The following is a 19,938-nucleotide window of genomic DNA, read 5'->3' on the forward strand; positions in this document are numbered from 1 at the left end:
TCCCATGAATGATATTGACCATTATTTCCACAAAGTATTATTAGCTTCTTTTAGATAAGAATTAACTTCCCGGTAGATAAAAAATTTTATTCTGAATTAACAAATTATTTTTTATCAGGAAGTGTTTTTTTATATCTATTTTGATCTCATTTGGCAATTGTCCCGACATGATTTTTAATAAATATATTAAATGAAAAAATTTAATCCAATTTGGTAATGGGTTTTTATAGCCTTTTAATACAATGGGTTATCACAAATTTTACGCTAATCTGGCTTCTTACTTTGATCTGAATCAATATCTATATAAAACTCAGATTCTGTTGCCGATTGTCATAATGATACTATTTCATTAATTAAGGTGTTTTTCTTAAATAATAATAGCCTCATGAGGATAATCCATTGAAACATTTTGGAAGCGCAGCGTTATATTGCACCTTCTTTATCTGCACAAAATCTTATGCGGGCATCATGCGACACGATGTTGATGTGCAGGAATATCGTGATTTCGCTGAAAACCTGGGGAATTATTCTGTTGGTTTGACGAATATACCGGTCTATAAAATGGATGGTACTTTATCGGGGTATCTTGATTTCGCTATGCCCGATTTCGGCATGGTCGCTAATTATGGTTATAGTACCTTGGTTGCGCCTTCCTATGTTGCCAGTGCACGCCATAATACCGGTTATCAGTCAGTGGGTTTTGGTAAAGGTGCGCAGTATGGCGCAACTTACAAGCTGATTAATCGTAATGAAACACCATCTGATTCAGACGTCGATTTTCATTTGCCACGTCTGAATAAAGTGGTTATCGATGCCGGACCAATTGAAACCGTAGAGAAGTCTGAGATCCGTAAAGGGGATACTTCGCGCTACTCCTGGTATACCCGTATCGGTGGTGGTACACAAAGCCAGGTCAGCGAAGATCAGACACAGCAGATTACCCTGAGTGGTGCTTATAACTGGGTTAGTGGGGGAACGATCAATGCCGGTACAGTTACCACGCCATCCGGGAGTTTGCGTGCGATCGACTATGGTCCAGATAATCCCCTGACTTCACCATTGGCGATCGGGACTATGGCTGGTGACAGTGGCAGCCCAATCATGGTCTATGACGAAACAGATAAGGTCTGGAAGATTGCAGGGGTGTTACACGGTGCGTTTGTTAATGATCAGCCTTACGGCACCGAGAGTATCTGGGAATATATTCCGGATGGTTACATTCAAAGCACTATTGCCACTAACACCTCTCCTGATGTTGTCGATGTCGCAGGTAACGGCACGATTTTCTGGGACAACACCGCGATCACACAATACGGTTCCTCCTGGTCATGGGCAGGCCTGGATTCGGCCTATGCGTCAGCGGCGCCCTCTATCGCCACCAATGCAGAACTTGATGCCACCAAAGATCTTCGCTTCAACGGTGCTGGCGGGCTGATCACGCTAAATACGCCGATCAACATGGGCGCTGGCAAACTTCAGTTTTCCAATAACTACACTGTCTCGTCTGCCGACGGCGTCAATGCGACCTGGGCTGGCGGCGGCATTGAGGTTGACGCGGACAAAGAGGTTCTGTGGCAGGTCAATGGCGTGGCAAGCGATGCGCTGCATAAAATCGGCGCAGGTACACTGCATATCAATGCCATTGGCACAAACCCGGGTTCACTGAATGTGGGAGAGGGTACCGTTATCCTCGATCAACAAGCTGATGCCTCAGGCAATAAACAGGCGTTTTCGTCAGTCACTTTAGTGAGTGGTCGGCCAACCGTGGTACTGAATGATGAAAGTCAGGTTGCGACTGATCAGATCTACTTTGGCTATCGTGGGGGCCGTTTAGATTTGAATGGAAACGCGCTGAGTTTTAAAAGGATTAACCATACAGATAGCGGTGCTACGCTGGTAAACCACAGTGCTGCCGCAGCAACGCTGAACATTACGGGCTATAACGCCGCAGACGTTCCCTTTTATACATTTACGGGCAGTAACCCAAAAGGAACACCAGGTAATATCTATGTGTATAAAAACCCCTACACCAAAGATACCGAGTATTTTCAATTAAATACCTCATCCTACTGGTATTTCCCAACCGATAAAACCTCGACATCGACCTGGACGTATCTTGGAACCGATGCGGATGAAGCGATCAACCATCGCCTCACACAGCTTAATATTCAGGTATTCCGAGGCTTTCTGGGAGAAACCCTGGAGAAGGCGCTTAACGGCGTGATGAACGTGAATATCCTGCCGCACAACGCTACGGCCATTACTGCACTTACGGGGGGCATGAACCTGAATGGCAATCTCAATGTTGAGAATGGCACGGTGGTGCTCTCTGGTCAGCCGGTTCCACATGCGGGAGGCGTTATCGTTGATGACGACTGGAACACTTCACTGTTTAAAGCCGATCAGATCAATGTAGGTACTGGTGCGAATTTCCAGGTGGGAGAATATGCTGGCGTGAAAGCCAACATTGTTGCTGCTGATTCGTCAAAACTCTCTTTTGGCTACAACGATAGCGAGCTTGCAGGCGAGAAAAGCTGGCGTTGCTATTCTGCCATCTATTCTGATGATGTTTCCTGCAGTCAGCCAGTGCGAAGCGCGGATGCACTGGCACTGCTGCCCGCCAGCGAAGTGGAAGGCGATGTTCAGTTGGCTAACAATGCCTCACTTTATCTTGGTAAGGTTAACTATCAGGGGGCCGTAACATCAACAGGCAGCAGCCTTATGACGCTGGATGCCAATGCGAACTGGACGATGACCGGCAACAGTAATATCAGTTCACTTCTGGCGAGACGTGGTTCGACACTTTCAATGGTGCCTTCAGGCCGCTGGAGCGCCAAAACACTGAATGTCGATACGCTGGATGCGACCGGGTTAAATCTGATGTTAGGCGTTAAACCCTCCACACTGGAAAGCGACAAACTGATTGTAAAAAATTCGGTGAGTGGTGGCGACAACCTGCTGGACGTAAGTCTGCTAATCGGAAGTGAAGACGAAGTTGCGCTGGCCCAGGATCTGGTAATGGTTGATGCACCTGCTGGCACGTCGCACAGCTATTTCTCTTTTGCAGACAGCTACAGCGGATTTAGCGTTTACACCCCCAATTATCAGGTGAAAGACAATAACGACCGTGTTTTGTGGGTGCTGGAAAGTAATAAGTCGGCTGAGCCGGAAGTCACGCCTGAGCCGGAACCGACGCCAGCACCGGAAGTGACGCCTGCGCCGGAACCGACGCCAGCGCCAGAACTGACACCAGCACCGGAAGTCACGCCTGAGCCGGAATTGTCGCCAGCACCGGAAGTTACCCCTGAGCCAGAAGTAACGCCAGAGCCAGCGCCTGCTACAGATGCTTCGTCAGCGGATAATGCTACTGCTGAGCAAGCTGCTGTAGAGAAAGCGAAAGCAGAGGAAGAAGCTAATTCCAAAGCAGAGGCTGAGGCAAAAGCCGAAGCTGAAAAAAAAGCGAAAGAGGAAGCAGCGAAAGCAGAAGAGGAAGCCAAAAAGCCGGCGTTCAATCCGGATGACTGGTTCTCTGTTTACGACAACCTGCCATTGATCCAGCGCACGCGTGCCTTAATCGCCTCGCGGCAGTACATTTTCAGTGAAGCGGTCAGTCAGTTGCATAACCGCACTGACAGTCTGCGCGCCGCGCCAGAAAGCAGCGGATCATGGGCAACAATAGAGCAGAAAAAAGGGCATTTTCTTGGACTCGACGTCAACCAGCAAACACTGAATGTGGGCTGGGATACCCGCAGCGACAAGCAAACAGCCGGTATCAGCGCCAGTTATACGCAGGGTGAGGTAAAAGGGGAGGGTCATGAAAAGCATCGACTGGCTACTGTCGGTGCATTTTATTCCTGGCAGGCTGATGCCGGATGGTTCTTTGATGCGGCCAGTCGTTATATGTATCTGAATCAGGAGATAACGCTGGATCCTGCTTTAAATATTAATGGCATGAAAAAGGACAGCCATATGCTGGCAGGCAGCCTGCGCACTGGCTATGAGTTTGCGCTGGCTAACGATACTCTGTTTATCTCACCGTTTGTTGGTGTGACCGCTGGTGTCATGTCCGGCTATACCCTGAAAGGGGAAGATGCGTCAGTTTCGTTAAGTTCATCCACACCTTACTTCACCAGCAGCGGGTTCATGGTGCAGAAACGCGGTCTGGGCGCATTAATGCCGAATATTAACGTCAATGCCAGTCTGGCCTATCAGTATTCACCTGGTAATAATGGCTCCACAACCACACTTTCCGATCGTCAGTCAAACCGGCAATACAGCGCCTGGTCAGATAACCGTTATCGTGGCAGTGTAGGGCTGGAAGGTATTGTCGCGCCTGGCCTTTCACTAAATGCGAAAGTAGAGAGCAGTTTGGGTGGTGAATTTAAAACGGATTACAGTGGTATGATCGGCCTGTCATATCACTTCTGATATCCGTGTCTGAATAATATCAGAGCATCACTGCATGAAGGGGTGATGCTCTGACTTATCGATACATTATCCCTGCTGGAAAATATCAGTCCGCGGACGTACCTGTAAGACGAAAAAGGATAATCAGCAGTGCAGTAATTTTTCAGCGGATAATGTATTAATGTTAATTTTCTCTGCTTATTTCAGCGTCAGCAAACTAATCGCCAGACTTCCGCAGGCACTTCGTTGTAAGTCTCATTCATTATTAGTTCGGCTTTGCGATGATCGTATGCGCCCTCAAAAGAAGAGAGATCGTCAGAAGGAAGTTTTTTCCGCATATAGCTTGTCACGATATCCAGGATATCGGTTGACGGGCAGTTTCTTAACTTATTCAGATAGTAGATTTTGTTCATAATTTTTTGCTGAAGTTAACCTGTAAAAATGAGCTTATGCGCGGTCTTAACTTTAACTAAGCTGACTCGCTGTGCTATCGATGCTGCCAGTAAAATAAATAATAACCTGACAACTGATATACGTGTGTCCTTACGCACTGGATGCGTTCAGATGCGCAGTGTCGCCTCTGACGCTTCACTGACCTGGCTAAGCGGAAGGTTAAAAAATCAGTTTTCACCTTATTGATTTTATAATTTATTGTTTTTTAATGATTTTTACTGCAGCCCTACCGTAATCCCATATCAGATTAAACAGATAAGCATAAACCAGAAAAAACAGCACCAATCCACATTCCAGTTTCAGCGCTGCGAGTAGCGTAATATCCAGCCACCATGCTGCAAAAGGTATCAATACGAATAACAGACCTGCCTCAAATAAAACGGCATGGAGACATCTTATTCGCCAGTCTTTTTTAAATCCGGTTTGCAGCTGAACGCTGTCAAAAATCAGGTTGAACAGATAGTTCCATCCCATCGCCAGCGTTGATGAAACTATAGTCAACAGTGCCGATTGCGAAGGTGCTGCCGAGGCAAAATTAATCAGAATGATGAATACCAGGACATTAGCAACGACTTCGAAAATAACGGCGTGCAGCACTCTTTCTGTGGTGGTGCGCACCGGAGATAAACACTGTTCCAAACCACGCTCTCATTAATCCGCCAGGCACCGTTACCGGTGGAGATAAAATTCAGGATAACCTACTGCTCAGTCCGCTTATATTCAAAGCGCTGGACGTTTCCCTGCCTCAAACCGATGAGAATTTAGCATCGCACTGTCATAAAGTGAAAGCGTAACGGGAAACTACCCATAAAAATCCAGGCAGGCTTGATATTTATCAAACCTTATACAAAACGTGCTTTATCAGTGATGCGCCTTAGCATGCCAGCTCCTGAATTACTCATTCTGTTCAACGACCCGGGTCCAGAATGGTTAATCTGGAAAGTTTTTCACTGCATGCGGTGATGGTCTGTCGGATTCGAGGCGATGATAACAACTCAGAAATGGAGTGGAATATTAAAATAACAAATTGAGTGTATATAGATTTATATTTTAATATTTAGGGGGTGGGCAGTTTTAAAAACTGTATGTCGGCGTTTTTTGACGTTCTGAGGCGATTGCAATACAGAAGTGCAGAGTAAAAGTGAGGCTGCATGAGGTTAAAAGTGGTTTGTCCGCTTTGCCATTATCAATAGCCTAAACAGATTCAACGGCTGGCATCTATAACGAAAATGCGGCCCCCGGTGGAGAGTATGAGGTGTTGGTTTGCTTCATAACGCGTTCTCGGCTGTATAAATCATGAAGTCTACTTTTCCACTGGCATACTCATCGGGTTTCACTTTCTGCTCCAGATAATTCAGCATCAGCTGTACCGCCAACTGAGCATGCTGCCGGGTATTCTGATCCAGCGTCAGCGCAACGCTCTGATGCGCCATCAGCGTGCGTGTCGTGGCGTAAAGTTCATGGGTGACCCAGACGCACTGATTCAGCTGGCGATGCCGTGCCAGCGCCTGTCCGATTTCGGTATTCCCCAGCCCGGTGTTGTAAATTCCCAACAGATTTCCGCTCCGAACCAGCTGTTTCTCCAGCAACTTACTGATTGTTTCGCGATTTTCCTGAGCGGCCAGAACTTCACGCAGACGAAGATGGGGATAGCGTTCAGTCATCAGCGTGCAAAATCCTTCAATGCGCTGACGATGCGCGCTGTAATCCCTGTGACCACTGACCATCAATACCTCACCGGGCTGATGCAGCATTTTACCCATAAGCTGAGCGGCGGTGCGTCCTGCCTGCAGCTGGTTGATCCCGACATGACAGAGCCGGGCAGCACCAGGCAAATCGGTGACCAGCGAGATCACAGGTACACCACGCACCTGGCAATGTTCCAGCGCCTCATAAATCGCCGGATGCTCATGTCCAAAAACGATCAGTCCATCCCGTGTCTCTGCTCCCTGTCTGATAAGCCTGGCCAGTCGCCCGGGCTGTGCTTCCGGAACAAAGGTGCGATGCAGCGTTAACCGGCGATAGCCCAGATGCGAGGCGACCTCTGTAAAATCCTGCGCCAGTTGCTTAAAGAAAAACGAATCGTTGCTGCTCAGCAGCAATTCTATCTGCCACGGATGACGATGCTCTTCAGGCAGGATACGCTTCAGACCTATTTCCCGTGCTGCCTGCAGTACTCTGTGAACCGTCTCCGGCGCGACGCCGCCACGTTCATTAAGCACCCGATCCACGGTTGCCAGTCCCACACCTGCCCGTCGGGCGACCTCTTTCAGCGACATGCCGCTCTCCTCTGAGGTAAACACCTCAAAACATCATGCCGTAAGTGTAAAACGCCGCGTTATCCTGCCGGTGCAGCTTTCTGCCGGACTATGATGGAGTTCAAATAAATGAATAAAAAGCAACGTGTTGCCCTGCTGGGGTGTGGCTTTATTGGTGAAGTTCATGCCGCGAATCTTCAGGCCCATCCTGGAGTAGAGCTGGTGTGGGTGGCGGATGCGGAACCGTCGCGCGCTGCCGACTTTGCGACCCGCTATGATGCCCGGGTCGCGTCCGTGACTGAAGCGATAAACGATCCGCAAATTGACATGGTGCTTATCGCTAGCGCGACGCCAACCCATGCGGATTTGCTTGAAGCCGCTGCCCGCGCCGGTAAAGCAATCTACTGTGAAAAGCCGGTCGATCTCTCTCTTGAGCGTGCCCGTAAGGCCGTGGCTAACGTCCTCCCTTACAACGTGCCGGTCACGGTGGGGTTTAATCGCCGTTTTGATGTCAGCCATCAGCAGCTAAAGCAGCAACTCCGTCAGGGGCGGATTGGTCCGGCAGAACTGATTCAGATGGTCTGCCGTTCTTCGTCCATGCCGCCGCTGGCCTATCTTCAGACGTCCGGCGGTCAGATGCGCGATCAGGCTATCCACTTTTTTGACCTGCTGCGCTGGCTGACAGAAGAAGAGGTAACGGAAGTGGCGGCGATGGGGGCCGCGCTGGCACTACCTTTGATCGGCGAATTCGCCGACGTGGATACCAGCACGCTGCTGTTGCGGCTGCAGAGCGGGGCGCTGGCACAGCTCGATAATGCCCGCCGCACCGGCTATGGCTATGACGAACGCATCAGTGTGATGGGGGCAAACGGCATGCTGGAATCGGCCTCCCAGCCGCAGCGCGGAGTCAGCTGTTATCAGGGCGCGCAGATTCAGCAGCCTGGGCTGCTGCCAGACTGGTTCAGCCGGGTGCAGCCAACCTATTATGCTCATCTGGATGCATTTATCCGAACGCTGAACGGGGAGCAGGTTGGGGATCTGCCTGGTCTGGAGGATGGCCTCAGGGCACAGGCGATTGCGGAAGCCGCGGTGATGTCCCTGACGGAAAGGCGTTTCTGTCAGGTGGAAAACGTGCTGATCTGATTCGGCATGGCAGGCTGACAAAAAATAAGTTTATTTTTATTGAATAGAAACCGGTGCTGAGCTGTTTACCGTATAGCGCCGCGCTGGCGGAGTGTCTCTGGCAGGTTTCATCAACTGCGCATAGCGGGTGCTGAACTGAAAATGGTGCATATCCTGCGCTACGAACGGACGTCAATTGCGCAGATCGCCTGGTTGCACGCGGATTATGGCCCGATGGCGCTTTGTATCTCGCCCGCATCGCACGACACGAAGACACGAACCCGATTGCTCGCCAACAGCGTCACGGCATGCAGCTGGCCTGGTGGACGCGCGACGGTTATCAATACGCACTGATTGGCCGCAACCTCTCAGCGCAACTGGCGTCCACCGCTGAAACATGACAGGCAGCGCTTACCTTATCCTGCGGCATGCGCAGCGGTGGCAATCAGCGCGGCTCTCTGACCTGTGCTGCAATCTTAAGCGCAATATTTACCCGATCGTCAACTACCCCGACCAGCCGATCCATACCGAAGGCGGAGCGAGAGATGGCGGTGGAAGCATGCAGTGCCAGCAAGCGAGAGGCAGGAACGAGCGTCTTCCCGCTGTCCAGCGAGGCCAGCATCACCACCGGCCGGCTGACAGCTTTAACCGTCAGCGTGCCAAAAATCCGGTAATTACCGTCACCCAGCGCAGCCACGCGACTGCTGACGAAATGAATCTGCGGGTAGCGCTCTGCATCAAAAAACAGATCACTTTTCAGTTGCCAGGTTAACAGGCTGTTCGAGGCGACCAGCGTTCCCACCGGAATATTCACTTCAATACGATCGTCACGATCTTCATCAGGATTAAGCGTAACCATGCCGGTCACGCCCTGCAGTCTGGCCTGCGAAAAGTCATGTCCAAAGGCACGCCACGAAAGGCCAATCGACGTTTTATCGGGGGTAATGGCATAGGTTACCGGCGCGGCACAGAGCACCGGGCTGATCAGGGCAAACAGAGTGCATAAACAGGCGGCACGTATCATCACTTTTTCTCTTTCAGAAAGACCAAACGTTAATGCCTGAAACCGCGATCTTATTCGCTTTTATTCGCACTGCTTTTACCACAGAGGCACAGATAATCTGAAAGATATTAACTGACTGTCACCTCAGATTCACCTAAATGTAATGATTACTCCGGGTAGCGGAACATTAATAACGGGAAATATTAAGAATACATTAAGGCGACTTTATTAATCTGTCATTTTACTGAAATCCTGACTGGAAGTATGTGACGACATTGATTCGGCAATTCACAATCTGAAATTAGCTTATTTTAATCAGTGGCTTACGTTTTTATTCTGCGCGGGAATTGATGTCAGGCGAGCTATATCTGAGCTGACAACAGGCCGGGCTTGCTGTTTTATAAACAAAATATCAATAAATCAAAAAGAGTTGAGTGCCGGGGAAATATTATTGAAATAATAGTGAACTTTTCAGGAATCCATTAACTGAATCCCTGTTGATTTTATTGTAATTAAACCTATTCATTTAATGTTCAGTTAACTTTCATACGTTAGCTTGTATTAGCAGTCCGGTAACCTTAATTCCATAACGGGAAACCTGTTATGACTTATCTGCCTGCCAGACATTGATAAATCGCTATTACAGTTCTTTTCCGGCGTTATATCCGATTAACAACGCGCGACAGTTTATGGGTTTGATTTGCAGGAGTTTTAGCATGGATTTTTTGCCATTTTCCCGCCCTTCATTCGGTGATGAGGAGCTGGCTGCTGTTAAAGCGGTATTCGACTCCGGATGGATAACAACCGGGGCGAAATGCGCCGAACTGGAGCAGGCCTTTGTTCAGCTGACCGGCAACCAGCATGCCATTGCAGTGAGCTCGGCTACTGCCGGGATGCATGTCACGCTGATGGCGATGGGGATCGGGCCTGGCGATGAGGTGATCACGCCATCCATGACCTGGGTTTCAACCCTGAACCTGATTACGCTGCTGGGTGCCACGCCCGTCATGATTGATGTGGATCCGGACAACCTGATGGTGACGCCGGAACGGATAGCTCAGGCTATTACGCCACGCACCCGCGCCATTATTCCGGTGCATTACGCCGGTGCGCCCGCCGATATCGCACCGATCTATCAACTGGCTGAGCAGCATGGCATTGCCATTATTGAAGATGCGGCTCACGCGGTGGGCACGACTTATCACGACAGGCCGGTCGGACATCGCGGCACGGCAATCTTCTCGTTTCACGCCATCAAAAACATCACCTGCGCGGAAGGCGGCCTGGTCGTGACCGATGACGCCGCTCTCGCCGATCGTATCCGCAGCCTGAAGTTTCATGGCCTTGCTGTGGATGCATTTGATCGTCAGACCCAGGGGCGTCTGCCGCAGGCGGAAGTGATGATGCCGGGCTTCAAATACAATCTGCCCGATATCAGCGCAGCCATTGCGCTGGTACAGTTAAAGAAACTGCCAGGTTTTATTGCCCGCCGCCGTGAAATTGCTGAACGCTATCTTGAGGCGCTGTGCTCGCTGCCTTTTACGCCACTTTCACGGCCAGAGTGGCCGCATCAGCATGCCTGGCACCTGTTTATTATCCGCATTGATGAACAACGCTGCGGCCTGTCCCGTGATGCCTTTATGCAGGCGCTGAAGACGCGGGACATCGGCAGCGGCCTGCATTTCCGTGCAGCGCATACCCACAAATATTACCGCGAGCGCTATCCCGATCTGCGTCTGCCCGCCAGTGATCGTAACAGCCAGCAGATGTGTTCAATTCCGCTGTTTCCATCCATGACGGATCAGGATGTTGAACGCGTGATTCAGGCTTTACATGACATTGCCGGAGCCTGAGATGCGCGATATCAAACCGATCAATATGCTGTCCGTGGTGATCCCTGTCTATAACGAGCAGGAGAGTTTGCCGGAGCTGCTGCAGCGCACCAGCGCCGCCTGCGACGCCATCAACCTTGAATATGAAATTCTGCTGGTGGATGACGGCAGCAGTGACCACTCTGCCGAACTGATTGAACAGGCCGCCACCGTTCCCGGCAGCCGGATAACCGGCGTGCTGCTCAACCGCAACTATGGTCAGCACTCTGCCATCATGGCCGGGTTCAGCCAGGTCCGTGGCGATCTGATTATTACCCTTGATGCCGATCTGCAGAACCCGCCGGAAGAGATCCCGCGGCTGGTCGAGGCTGCGCGTCAGGGGTATGACGTGGTGGGCACCGTCCGGCAGCAGCGCCAGGACACCTGGTTCCGTCGCAAGGCTTCGCGCACGCTCAACCACCTGATTCAGCGGGTCACCGGCAAAGCAATGGGGGATTATGGCTGCATGCTGCGCGCCTACCGCCGCCACATCGTCGAGGCGATGCTCAACTGCCACGAACGCAGCACCTTTATTCCGATTCTGGCCAATACCTTTGCCCGTCACACCATCGAGCTGCCGGTGATCCACGCCGAACGCGCTTTTGGCGATTCTAAATACAGCTTTATGCGCCTGATCAACCTGATGTACGACCTGGTGACCTGCCTGACCACTACGCCGCTGCGACTGCTCAGCGTGGTCGGCAGCCTGATTGCGCTCTCCGGCTTTGCTTTCTCACTGGTGCTAATCGTATTGCGACTCTTTTTTGGTGCGGCCTGGGCGGGTGACGGCGTCTTCGTGTTGTTCGCCGTGCTGTTCATGTTTATCGGCGCCCAGTTTGTGGGTATGGGACTGCTCGGGGAGTACATCGGGCGCATTTATAACGACGTTCGCGCGCGTCCGCGCTATTTCGTTCAACGCATTGTTCAGGCTCCTGAAGAGCCTTCAGTACAGGATACTCAATCATGAAGACCGTTGTTTTCGCCTATCACGACATGGGCTGTGTCGGCATCAATGCCCTGCTGAATGCAGGCTATGAGATCACCGCCATTTTCACGCACAACGACGTGGCGACCGAAAATAACTTTTTCGGCTCGGTAGCCCGCCTGGCGGCAGAGCACGGTATTCCGGTTTATGCACCGGACGAGGCGAATCATCCGATCTGGCTTGACCGCATCCGTACCATGGCACCAGAAATGATCTTCTCCTTCTACTATCGCCATCTGCTGAGCGATGAGATCCTGCAATGCGCTCAGAAGGGGGCCTTTAACCTGCATGGCTCCCTGCTGCCTAAATACCGCGGCCGGGCACCGCTGAACTGGGCGCTGGTCAATGGCGAGCGAGAAACCGGCGTCACGCTGCATCGCATGGTGAAGCGCGCTGATGCCGGTAATATTCTGGCGCAGCAGAAAGTGGCCATTGACGATCAGGACAATGCGCTGACGCTGCATCGCAAGCTGACCCAGGCCGCAGAGCAGTTGCTGAGCGACGTATTGCCTCGCCTGCGTCAGGGTGAGGTCAGTGAGTGGCCACAGGATGACAGCCAGGCAACCCGCGTGGGCGGTCGCACGGCCGAAGATGGCCGCATTGACTGGAATCAGCCTGCTGCGACGATTCACAATCTGGTCAGAGCGGTCACCGATCCCTGGCCTGGCGCATTCGCCTTTGCCGGTTCGGTTAAATTTATCGTCTGGAAGAGCCGGGTTCATCCGCAGCAGCAGCAGGCGAAACCGGGTACGGTCATCTCTAAACAGCCGTTCCTGGTCGCCTGCGGCGAAGGCGCACTGGAAATCCAGACCGGACAGTCTGAGCATGGCGTTTACATGAACGGCAGTCAGCTGGCGCAGAGCCTGGGCATGGTGCCTGGCGCATTGCTCTATTCAAAGCCGCAGTCGGTGCTGCAGCGCCGTACCCGCGTGCTGATCCTGGGTGTTAACGGCTTTATCGGTAACCATCTCACCGAGCGGTTGCTACAGGATGAACATTTCGAAGTCTACGGCCTGGATATCAGTTCAGATGCTATCAGCCGCTTCCTGGAGCATCCGCGCTTCCATTTTGTCGAAGGGGATATCGCGATCCACTCTGAATGGATTGAGTATCACATCAAAAAATGTGACGTCATCCTGCCGCTGGTGGCGATTGCGACGCCGATTGAGTACACCCGCAACCCACTGCGCGTGTTTGAACTCGATTTCGAAGAGAACCTGAAAATCATTCGCGACTGCGTGAAGTATCAGAAGCGCATCATTTTCCCGTCTACCTCTGAGGTCTACGGCATGTGTACCGATGCCAGTTTCGATGAGGATACCTCTAATCTGGTGGTCGGGCCGATCAACAAACAGCGCTGGATCTACTCCGTATCGAAACAGCTGCTGGACCGCGTGATCTGGGCATATGGCGAAAAAGAGGGGCTGCGTTTTACCCTGTTCCGTCCCTTCAACTGGATGGGACCGCGTCTGGATAACCTCAATGCGGCACGCATCGGCAGCTCCCGTGCGATCACTCAGCTGATCCTCAACCTGGTAGAAGGTTCGCCGATTAAGCTGATCGACGGCGGCAAACAGAAACGCTGCTTTACCGATATTCAGGATGGCGTGGAAGCGCTGTTCCGCATCATCGAAAACAAGCAGCAGAATTGTGATGGTCAGATCATCAATATCGGTAACCCGGACAACGAAGCCAGTATCAAAGAGCTGGCCGAGCAGCTGCTGGAAAGCTTTGAGCGTCATCCGCTGCGCAGCCAGTTCCCGCCGTTTGCCGGTTTCCGTGAAGTGGAGAGCAGCAGCTACTACGGCAAAGGCTATCAGGATGTGGAGCACCGCAAACCCGCTATCCGCAATGCGCGTCGTTTGCTGGGCTGGACGCCGACCGTCACGATGGATGTCACTATCGACAACACGCTCGACTTCTTCCTGCGCACCGTCGAGCAACAGGCTGATAAGTGATGAAGAAGATTGGTCTGCGGATTGACGTAGATACCTGGCGCGGCACGAAGCAGGGGGTGCCGACGCTGCTTGAGCTATTCCGGCGTCATGCGGTGCGGGGCAGCTTTTTCTTCAGCGTGGGACCGGACAACATGGGCCGCCATCTCTGGCGGCTGGTGAAACCGGCGTTTCTCATGAAGATGCTGCGTTCCCGTGCCGCATCGCTCTATGGCTGGGACATTCTGCTCGCCGGCACGGCCTGGCCGGGAAAGCAGATGGGACGCGGCCTGCGGCAAATCATGCAGGACGCCACCCGTCAGCATGAAGTTGGTCTGCACGCCTGGGACCACTTTGCCTGGCAGACCTGGGCGGGCGTCTGGCCGCAGGATAAGCTGGTGGAGCAGATAGCGCGCGGCACCGAAACGCTGAGTGAGATCCTCGGTCACCCGGTCAGCTGCTCGGCCGTTGCAGGCTGGCGCGCTGATGGCCGGGTGATCGCCGCCAAACAGGACTTCGGCTTTCACTACAACAGCGACTGTCGGGGCAGCGGCCCGTTCCGGCCCCTGCTGCCTGATGGGCAGATCGGCACGGTGCAGATCCCGGTAACGCTGCCCACATGGGATGAAGTGGTTGGCCGCGAGGTCAGCGCAGAAGGGTATAACGACTACATTCTGGCGAAGATGCTCGCGTCTGATGAGGGCGCGGTTTACACCATACATGCCGAAGTGGAGGGCATTATCGGCTACGCGGACTTTGATCGGCTGCTGGAGGCTGCAGAACGTAACGGCATCCAGTTCTGTCCGTTAGGCGAGCTGCTGCCCGACAATCTCAGCACGTTACCGGTGGGCAGGGTCGTCAGAGGCGAAATCCCAGGACGGGAAGGGTGGTTGGGTTGCCAGCAACTGACTGAAGAGGCGAACTAGTGCGGATACGTAACAACACGAAGTGGGTGCTTTTTTTCAGCTTCTTTATTCTCTATTACCTTATCCCACCAGTGTTCCGCGATCTCTGGCAACCGGATGAGACCCGCTATGCGGAGATCAGCCGGGAGATGCTGGCGACCGGTAACTGGATCACACCGCACTTCTTTGGCCTGCGCTATTTTGAAAAACCAATTGCGGGTTACTGGATTAACTCGCTGGGTCAGTGGTTGTTTGGCCACAACAATTTTGGCGTGCGGGCGGGTTCGATATTCTCCACGGCGATCACCGCTGCGCTGATCTTCTGGCTTGGCCGCCGGCTGTTTGGTTCGGCGCGTACCGCCGCGGCCGGCACCCTGATTTTCCTCAGTTCGCTGCTGGTCTACGGCGTGGGCACTTATGCGGTGCTCGATCCTATGCTGATGCTCTGGCTGGCGGCGGCGATGTGCAGCTTCTGGCTGGCAACAGAGGCTACCGGACGAACTGGCCGTGTGGGCGGTTATCTGCTGCTGGGTCTCGCCTGCAGCATGGGATTTATGACCAAAGGCTTTCTGGCACTGGCGGTTCCGGTGCTGGCGATTCTGCCATGGGCGATCTGGCGCAAGAGACTTTCGGAGCTGCTCTGCTTCGGGCCGCTGGCGGTACTTTCAGCCGCAGCGATCAGCGCGCCCTGGGCGCTGGCGATCTATCATCAGGCTCCCGATTTCTGGCACTACTTCTTCTGGGTTGAGCATATCCAGCGCTTTGCGGAAGAGAATGCACAGCACAAGGCACCGTTCTGGTATTACCTGCCGGTTCTGCTGCTGGGCACACTGCCGTGGCTGGCGCTGTTACCGGGCGCGTTAATGATCGGCTGGCGCGAGCGTCAGCAGCATCCGGGCGCGCTCTATCTGCTGAGCTGGACGGTTATGCCGCTGCTGTTTTTCAGCCTGGCAAAGGGCAAGCTACCGACTTATATCCTGCCCTGTTTTGTGCCGCTGTCGCTGCTGATGGCGCACTATGGGCTGAACGCCGCGCAGCGGGCAGGGCGCGCATTAACCGTTAATGGCTGGCTTAACCTGATTTTCGGCATTCTCACCCTGGCAACGGTGCTGCTGGTGCTGGCGCCCTGGAGCGTGACGCATCATCCGTTGTTCGCCACGCACGAGATGCTGAAGCTGGTACTGGGCGCGCTGGCATTTCTCATCTGGGGGCTGGTGGGCGCATACAGCTGCCGATCTTCACAGCGCCGCTGGCTGGCGGCCGCGCTTTGTCCGCTGGGTGTCGCACTGCTTATTGGCGCTGCGATCCCGGAAAAAATCCGCGACGCTAAACAGCCGCAGCACTTTGTTACCACGATTAGCGCACGTCTGGCCTCCAGCCGCTTTATCCTGGCGGACAATCCCGGCGTGGCTTCTGCCGTCGCCTGGCATCTGCAGCGCAGCGATATTGGCTTCTACGACACCAAAGGCGAGCTGGAATATGGGCTGAGCTACCCGGATACGCAGTCCCGTTTTGTCTCTCAGGTCGACTTCGGCAGCTGGCTTGCCGACCATCGCCGTACCGGAAGCGTGTCGCTGCTGTTGCTGGTCGACTCGGTGCACAGCGATATCGGGGAGGATGTGCCGGTGCCTGATGCGGTCTATCGTCAGGGCAGGCTGGTCTGCCTCTACTACGGTCAGATGAAGTAATGCTGCTGCTGATTGTGCTGGTGAGTCTGCTCAGTTGCAGTGCGCAGCTGTGCCAGAAACAGGCGACTCATGCGGCATCGCGCCGGATTCGCCTGAGCTGGATTGGGTTGAGCGTGCTGCTGTTAGGCGTTGCGATGCTCCTCTGGCTGCTGGTGCTGCAGCGGGTGCCTGTCAGCCAGGCCTATCCGATGCTGAGCCTGAACTTCATCTTCGTTGCGCTGGCCGGACGCATCCTGTGGCGTGAAAGGCTGACGCTGCGTCAGATCGCCGGCACGCTGCTGGTGGTGACGGGTGTGGCGCTGATGGCGAGTCAGCTATGAAAGGATACGGATGGGTCGCGTGCAGCGTGCTGCTGGTTTCAGTGGCACAATTAATGATGCGCTGGGCGATGCCGCGCCTGCCCGATGTCAGTAGCCTCACGTCGCTGCCTGCGATTGCGATACTCCCTGCCTTGCTGTTGCTTGCCGGGTTGGGCGCGTACGGGGTCTCGATGCTCTGCTGGATTCGCGCGCTGTACTATTTCTCGCTGAACCGGGTCTATCCGCTGCTCAGCCTGAGTTACGTGCTGGTCTGGCTGGTGGCGGTCTGCGTGCCGGTATTTCATGAGGCGTTCAGCTGGCATAGCCTGGCGGGCGTGGCGATTATTGTTATCGGGCTGCTGTGCATCGTGGTTAAGCCCTGAACAAATAAATTAGCGTTTCCGCATCGTAGATCCCGTTTATTACCGTTCTCGGATAGAAATTAATGTTGTCACGATAGCCATATTAGCGTTTTAGTGTTAAATATCCTTTTTGTTATTCTTTTCGGGCAACGGATAAAGGATTCACTATGCTGGTCGGCTTTAGCGCACTGCGCGAACGTTATGCTATCAGACTGGCGCAGCCACTACGCGTTAAGTCAGCTATCGGAACGGTACGCTCTCATCATGAGAGTCAGGGGCAGGTGGAAAATCATTATCCCCCTGGCTATCAGCCGGAAGATGATTTTGCCGGTCACTTTGCCTTTGGTCTCAAATACGAAGAGATTCACCTGGAGTTTTTTGCCCGCCTGTTTACCGCTGTCGGCCCGGAACCTCTGGAGGCGTGGTGCCGTCAGGAGCCGTTCGGACAGTATGCGCGGCGGGCTGGCTTTTTCTATGAATGGCTAACCGGCAACACGCTGCAGGTGCCGGATGTCACCAATGGAGGCTATATTGAGGCCATTTCATCCAAAGCCTGTCTGACCCGAACAACAGTAAAGCGCGTCAGACGCTGGCGAATCAATGATAACCTGCCGGGATCGGTGGATTTCTGCCCACTGGTGCGCAGAACCGCGGCCGTTGAGCAGGCGCTTACGTTCGATCTTCATGATGCCTTAAACGATCTGGATAACGCCTTTGGTGCAGACATTCTGATGCGCACTGCCAGCTGGCTGACATTTAAAGAGTCGCGCGCCAGTTTTCTGATTGAGAAAGAGTCGGATCAGGGCGACCGCATTCAGCGTTTTGCTCACGTGATTGCGCAGTATTGCGGACAGCTTGACGATCCGCTCAGTGATAGCAGCCTGCATACCATACAGCAGGGTATTCTTGGCCGTGACGCACTGGGACTGGGCCTGCGCCGCTCACCCGTGTTTGTCGGGCAGTCGACAATGCGTGAAGATATCGTCCACTATATTGCGCCACACTATGATGATGTTCCCTGCTTCATGCAGGGCCTCAAAGCCTTTGACCTGGCGACACAGGGTGCCGCGCCACTAGCCCGTGCCGCGGTTATTGCGTTTGGCTTCGTCTATATCCACCCGATGCGTGATGGCAATGGCCGCATCCATCGATTTTTAATCAATGACACGCTGATTCGTGACGGGGCGATACCTGATGGGGTCATCCTGCCGGTCTCAGCCACCATCACCAGCTCGATGGATTTTCGGGTCGGCTACGACCGCACGCTGGACGTGTTCTCGAAACGGCTGATGCGGCGCTATGCAGGCTGCTATCGATTTAGTGAGCTCAAAACCTATGAAGATGGCACGCTGAGCAACTTCAGTTTCAGCGACTATGAGGATGCCCGTTTCGCCTGGCGCTATCCCGACTTAACCGAGCATGTGCTCTATACCTGCAAAGTTATAGAGCACACCGTCCGAAAAGAGATGGCTGATGAAGCGCGCGTACTGGTGATATTTCAGCGTGCACAGCAGCGCCTGAAGGAAGTCATTGAAATGCCCGATCAGGACGCGAGTCGCATTATTCGTTCGCTGAAGGAAAATGGCTGGCAGATTTCCGGCAAGCTTAAAAAAACGTTCCCGTTGCTGGACGATGCGACGCTGTCCGGGCGTATCGTGGAAGCGGTCAGATCGGCGTTTGAAACTCAGACAGACTGAATGCCTGGGTTTCACCGGCAATCACTGCGCACTATGCTCAGCCGAGCGGCTTAAGCTGTGCGGCCAGCGCCTGGATATCACTGACGATCAAATCAGGTGCAGGTGCCAGCGGATAAGGTAGCTGTCCCTGACGGCTGACAAAGGCAGTTTTCATGCCTGCCTGTTTTGCTCCGCCAACATCCCAGCCATGCGCGGCCACCATCATGCACTCTGCGGCGGGCTTGCCCATCTCTTTCATTGCCCACTGATAGACTCTGAGATCGGGCTTATAGACCTGCACCTGTTCCACGCTAAGGATGCGGGTGAACAGCGGTGCCAGCCCGGCTGAACTGAGCTGTTTTTCTGCCAGCGCGGCTGAGGAGTTGGTCAGCGCAACCAGCGTAAATCCCTGCTGCTTCAGGGCAGCCAGTCCTGCGGCAACGTCCGGATGGGCGGGCATGGCGGCAATAATGTCAGCCAGCGGCGTCGCGTCAGTTGGCAGAGTGACGCCGTAACGTGCAGCGGTCATCTTCAGTACCGCTTCGGCAATATCACCAAAGCTGTGCCAGCTGCCCGTCACTGACTCGACCAGTAAATGATGCAACAGCGAGGTAAACCAGGCCTCGGCGCGCTCCGGCCGGTTACCGAGGCGCTGAGCAACAACCTGATTGAGTTCGGTGGTGTCCAGAAGGGTTTCATTGACATCGAAAAACAGGGTGCCGCTGTATGGAGCGAGATTTTGTTTGTCGGCCATCGTGACTCCGGTTGGCTTGATGGTAAGGCGTTATGTACTGATTGAAAGTAGGCCATTGTGGAGCATTGCTCAAGCCGGGAAATTTAACTTCAAGTTATGCGCAAAATACTTATTATGTTAAATAATGGCTACTAAGCCAGATTGTTAATAATAGATTCTCGATGAACAACACTACTGACTATTTTAATATGAGCATAACCTCATGATAATCAAATATGCCA

At 53.2% G+C, this 19,938-nt stretch carries 15 protein-coding genes; 10 read left to right on the forward strand and 5 right to left on the reverse strand.

Features of this window, described 5'->3' with window-relative positions:
• Positions 1 to 399: 399 nt before the first annotated feature.
• Entirely contained in the window at positions 400 to 4,428 is a 4,029-nt protein-coding gene (locus FA92_RS22380; protein WP_051926590.1) for a S6 family peptidase, read from the forward strand.
• A 188-nt stretch (positions 4,429 to 4,616) separates the two neighbouring features.
• Here the strand turns inward: FA92_RS22380 and FA92_RS23800 are convergent, their stop codons facing one another.
• From FA92_RS23800 to FA92_RS22015, 3 genes are all read right to left on the reverse strand, one after another.
• Positions 4,617 to 4,820 (reverse strand): Hha/YmoA family nucleoid-associated regulatory protein, encoded by a 204-nt coding sequence (locus tag FA92_RS23800; RefSeq protein ID WP_033785255.1) that lies wholly within the window; start codon positions 4,818 to 4,820, stop codon positions 4,617 to 4,619.
• A 235-nt stretch (positions 4,821 to 5,055) separates the two neighbouring features.
• On the reverse strand, positions 5,056 to 5,499 hold the full coding sequence (locus FA92_RS22010) for a PACE efflux transporter (protein ID WP_033785256.1): 444 nt from the start codon (positions 5,497 to 5,499) through the stop codon (positions 5,056 to 5,058).
• 629 nt (positions 5,500 to 6,128) lie between these two features.
• Positions 6,129 to 7,139 carry a LacI family DNA-binding transcriptional regulator gene (locus FA92_RS22015; protein ID WP_033785257.1) on the reverse strand — a complete coding sequence of 337 codons (1,011 nt, stop codon included), beginning with the start codon at positions 7,137 to 7,139 and terminating at the stop codon, positions 6,129 to 6,131.
• Between the two features lie 108 nt (positions 7,140 to 7,247).
• On the opposite strand from FA92_RS22015, the gene FA92_RS22020 reads away from it, so the two are divergent.
• Positions 7,248 to 8,261 carry a Gfo/Idh/MocA family oxidoreductase gene (locus tag FA92_RS22020; RefSeq protein ID WP_033785258.1) on the forward strand — a complete coding sequence of 338 codons (1,014 nt, stop codon included), beginning with the start codon at positions 7,248 to 7,250 and terminating at the stop codon, positions 8,259 to 8,261.
• Positions 8,262 to 8,685: 424 nt separating this feature from the next.
• On the opposite strand, the gene FA92_RS22025 is transcribed toward FA92_RS22020, so the two are convergent.
• Positions 8,686 to 9,264 (reverse strand): YceI family protein, encoded by a 579-nt coding sequence (locus FA92_RS22025; protein WP_033785259.1) that lies wholly within the window; start codon positions 9,262 to 9,264, stop codon positions 8,686 to 8,688.
• A gap of 695 nt (positions 9,265 to 9,959) precedes the next feature.
• On the opposite strand from FA92_RS22025, the gene arnB reads away from it, so the two are divergent.
• From arnB to FA92_RS22065, 8 genes are all read left to right on the forward strand, one after another.
• Positions 9,960 to 11,096, forward strand: a complete 1,137-nt coding sequence (gene arnB / locus FA92_RS22030) for a UDP-4-amino-4-deoxy-L-arabinose aminotransferase (protein ID WP_033785260.1) — start codon at positions 9,960 to 9,962, stop codon at positions 11,094 to 11,096.
• 1 nt (position 11,097) lies between these two features.
• Positions 11,098 to 12,081 carry an undecaprenyl-phosphate 4-deoxy-4-formamido-L-arabinose transferase gene (arnC, locus tag FA92_RS22035; protein WP_033785261.1) on the forward strand — a complete coding sequence of 328 codons (984 nt, stop codon included), beginning with the start codon at positions 11,098 to 11,100 and terminating at the stop codon, positions 12,079 to 12,081.
• The gene (gene arnA, locus FA92_RS22040; RefSeq protein WP_033785262.1) at positions 12,078 to 14,057 is read left to right on the forward strand and encodes a bifunctional UDP-4-amino-4-deoxy-L-arabinose formyltransferase/UDP-glucuronic acid oxidase ArnA; all 1,980 of its coding nucleotides are present in this window, start codon (positions 12,078 to 12,080) and stop codon (positions 14,055 to 14,057) included. The genes arnC and arnA overlap by 4 nt, the downstream gene beginning before the upstream one ends.
• Positions 14,057 to 14,959 (forward strand): 4-deoxy-4-formamido-L-arabinose-phosphoundecaprenol deformylase, encoded by a 903-nt coding sequence (arnD, locus tag FA92_RS22045; protein WP_033785263.1) that lies wholly within the window; start codon positions 14,057 to 14,059, stop codon positions 14,957 to 14,959. The genes arnA and arnD overlap by 1 nt, the downstream gene beginning before the upstream one ends.
• Positions 14,959 to 16,626, forward strand: a complete 1,668-nt coding sequence (gene arnT / locus FA92_RS22050) for a lipid IV(A) 4-amino-4-deoxy-L-arabinosyltransferase (RefSeq protein WP_081917242.1) — start codon at positions 14,959 to 14,961, stop codon at positions 16,624 to 16,626. Before arnD ends, arnT begins: the two co-directional genes overlap by 1 nt.
• Positions 16,626 to 16,946 carry a 4-amino-4-deoxy-L-arabinose-phosphoundecaprenol flippase subunit ArnE gene (gene arnE, locus FA92_RS22055; protein ID WP_013356559.1) on the forward strand — a complete coding sequence of 107 codons (321 nt, stop codon included), beginning with the start codon at positions 16,626 to 16,628 and terminating at the stop codon, positions 16,944 to 16,946. Before arnT ends, arnE begins: the two co-directional genes overlap by 1 nt.
• Complete coding sequence (gene arnF / locus FA92_RS22060; RefSeq protein ID WP_033785264.1) at positions 16,943 to 17,308, forward strand: 4-amino-4-deoxy-L-arabinose-phosphoundecaprenol flippase subunit ArnF; 366 nt, start codon at positions 16,943 to 16,945, stop codon at positions 17,306 to 17,308. Before arnE ends, arnF begins: the two co-directional genes overlap by 4 nt.
• A 146-nt stretch (positions 17,309 to 17,454) precedes the next feature.
• Positions 17,455 to 18,984 carry a Fic family protein gene (locus FA92_RS22065; RefSeq protein WP_033785265.1) on the forward strand — a complete coding sequence of 510 codons (1,530 nt, stop codon included), beginning with the start codon at positions 17,455 to 17,457 and terminating at the stop codon, positions 18,982 to 18,984.
• Positions 18,985 to 19,021: 37 nt separating this feature from the next.
• Here the strand turns inward: FA92_RS22065 and FA92_RS22070 are convergent, their stop codons facing one another.
• Positions 19,022 to 19,717: a haloacid dehalogenase type II gene (locus FA92_RS22070; protein WP_033785267.1), complete on the reverse strand. Its 696-nt coding sequence runs from the start codon at positions 19,715 to 19,717 to the stop codon at positions 19,022 to 19,024.
• Positions 19,718 to 19,938 lie beyond the last annotated feature (221 nt).

Source organism: Pantoea sp. 9140 (assembly GCF_000745295.1).
Taxonomy (GTDB): Bacteria; Pseudomonadota; Gammaproteobacteria; order Enterobacterales; family Enterobacteriaceae; genus Pantoea; species Pantoea vagans.

Bases quoted from the DNA above. Each gene is read 5' to 3' on its own strand.
- FA92_RS23800 (WP_033785255.1), bottom strand. From the start codon at position 4,820: ATGAACAAAATCTACTATCTGAATAAGTTAAGAAACTGCCCGTCAACC.
- FA92_RS22015 (WP_033785257.1), bottom strand. From the start codon at position 7,139: ATGTCGCTGAAAGAGGTCGCCCGACGGGCAGGTGTGGGACTGGCAACC.
- FA92_RS22020 (WP_033785258.1), top strand. From the start codon at position 7,248: ATGAATAAAAAGCAACGTGTTGCCCTGCTGGGGTGTGGCTTTATTGGT.
- FA92_RS22025 (WP_033785259.1), bottom strand. From the start codon at position 9,264: ATGATACGTGCCGCCTGTTTATGCACTCTGTTTGCCCTGATCAGCCCG.
- arnB (WP_033785260.1), top strand. From the start codon at position 9,960: ATGGATTTTTTGCCATTTTCCCGCCCTTCATTCGGTGATGAGGAGCTG.
- arnC (WP_033785261.1), top strand. From the start codon at position 11,098: ATGCGCGATATCAAACCGATCAATATGCTGTCCGTGGTGATCCCTGTC.
- arnA (WP_033785262.1), top strand. From the start codon at position 12,078: ATGAAGACCGTTGTTTTCGCCTATCACGACATGGGCTGTGTCGGCATC.
- arnD (WP_033785263.1), top strand. From the start codon at position 14,057: ATGAAGAAGATTGGTCTGCGGATTGACGTAGATACCTGGCGCGGCACG.
- arnE (WP_013356559.1), top strand. From the start codon at position 16,626: ATGCTGCTGCTGATTGTGCTGGTGAGTCTGCTCAGTTGCAGTGCGCAG.
- arnF (WP_033785264.1), top strand. From the start codon at position 16,943: ATGAAAGGATACGGATGGGTCGCGTGCAGCGTGCTGCTGGTTTCAGTG.
- FA92_RS22065 (WP_033785265.1), top strand. From the start codon at position 17,455: ATGCTGGTCGGCTTTAGCGCACTGCGCGAACGTTATGCTATCAGACTG.
- FA92_RS22070 (WP_033785267.1), bottom strand. From the start codon at position 19,717: ATGGCCGACAAACAAAATCTCGCTCCATACAGCGGCACCCTGTTTTTC.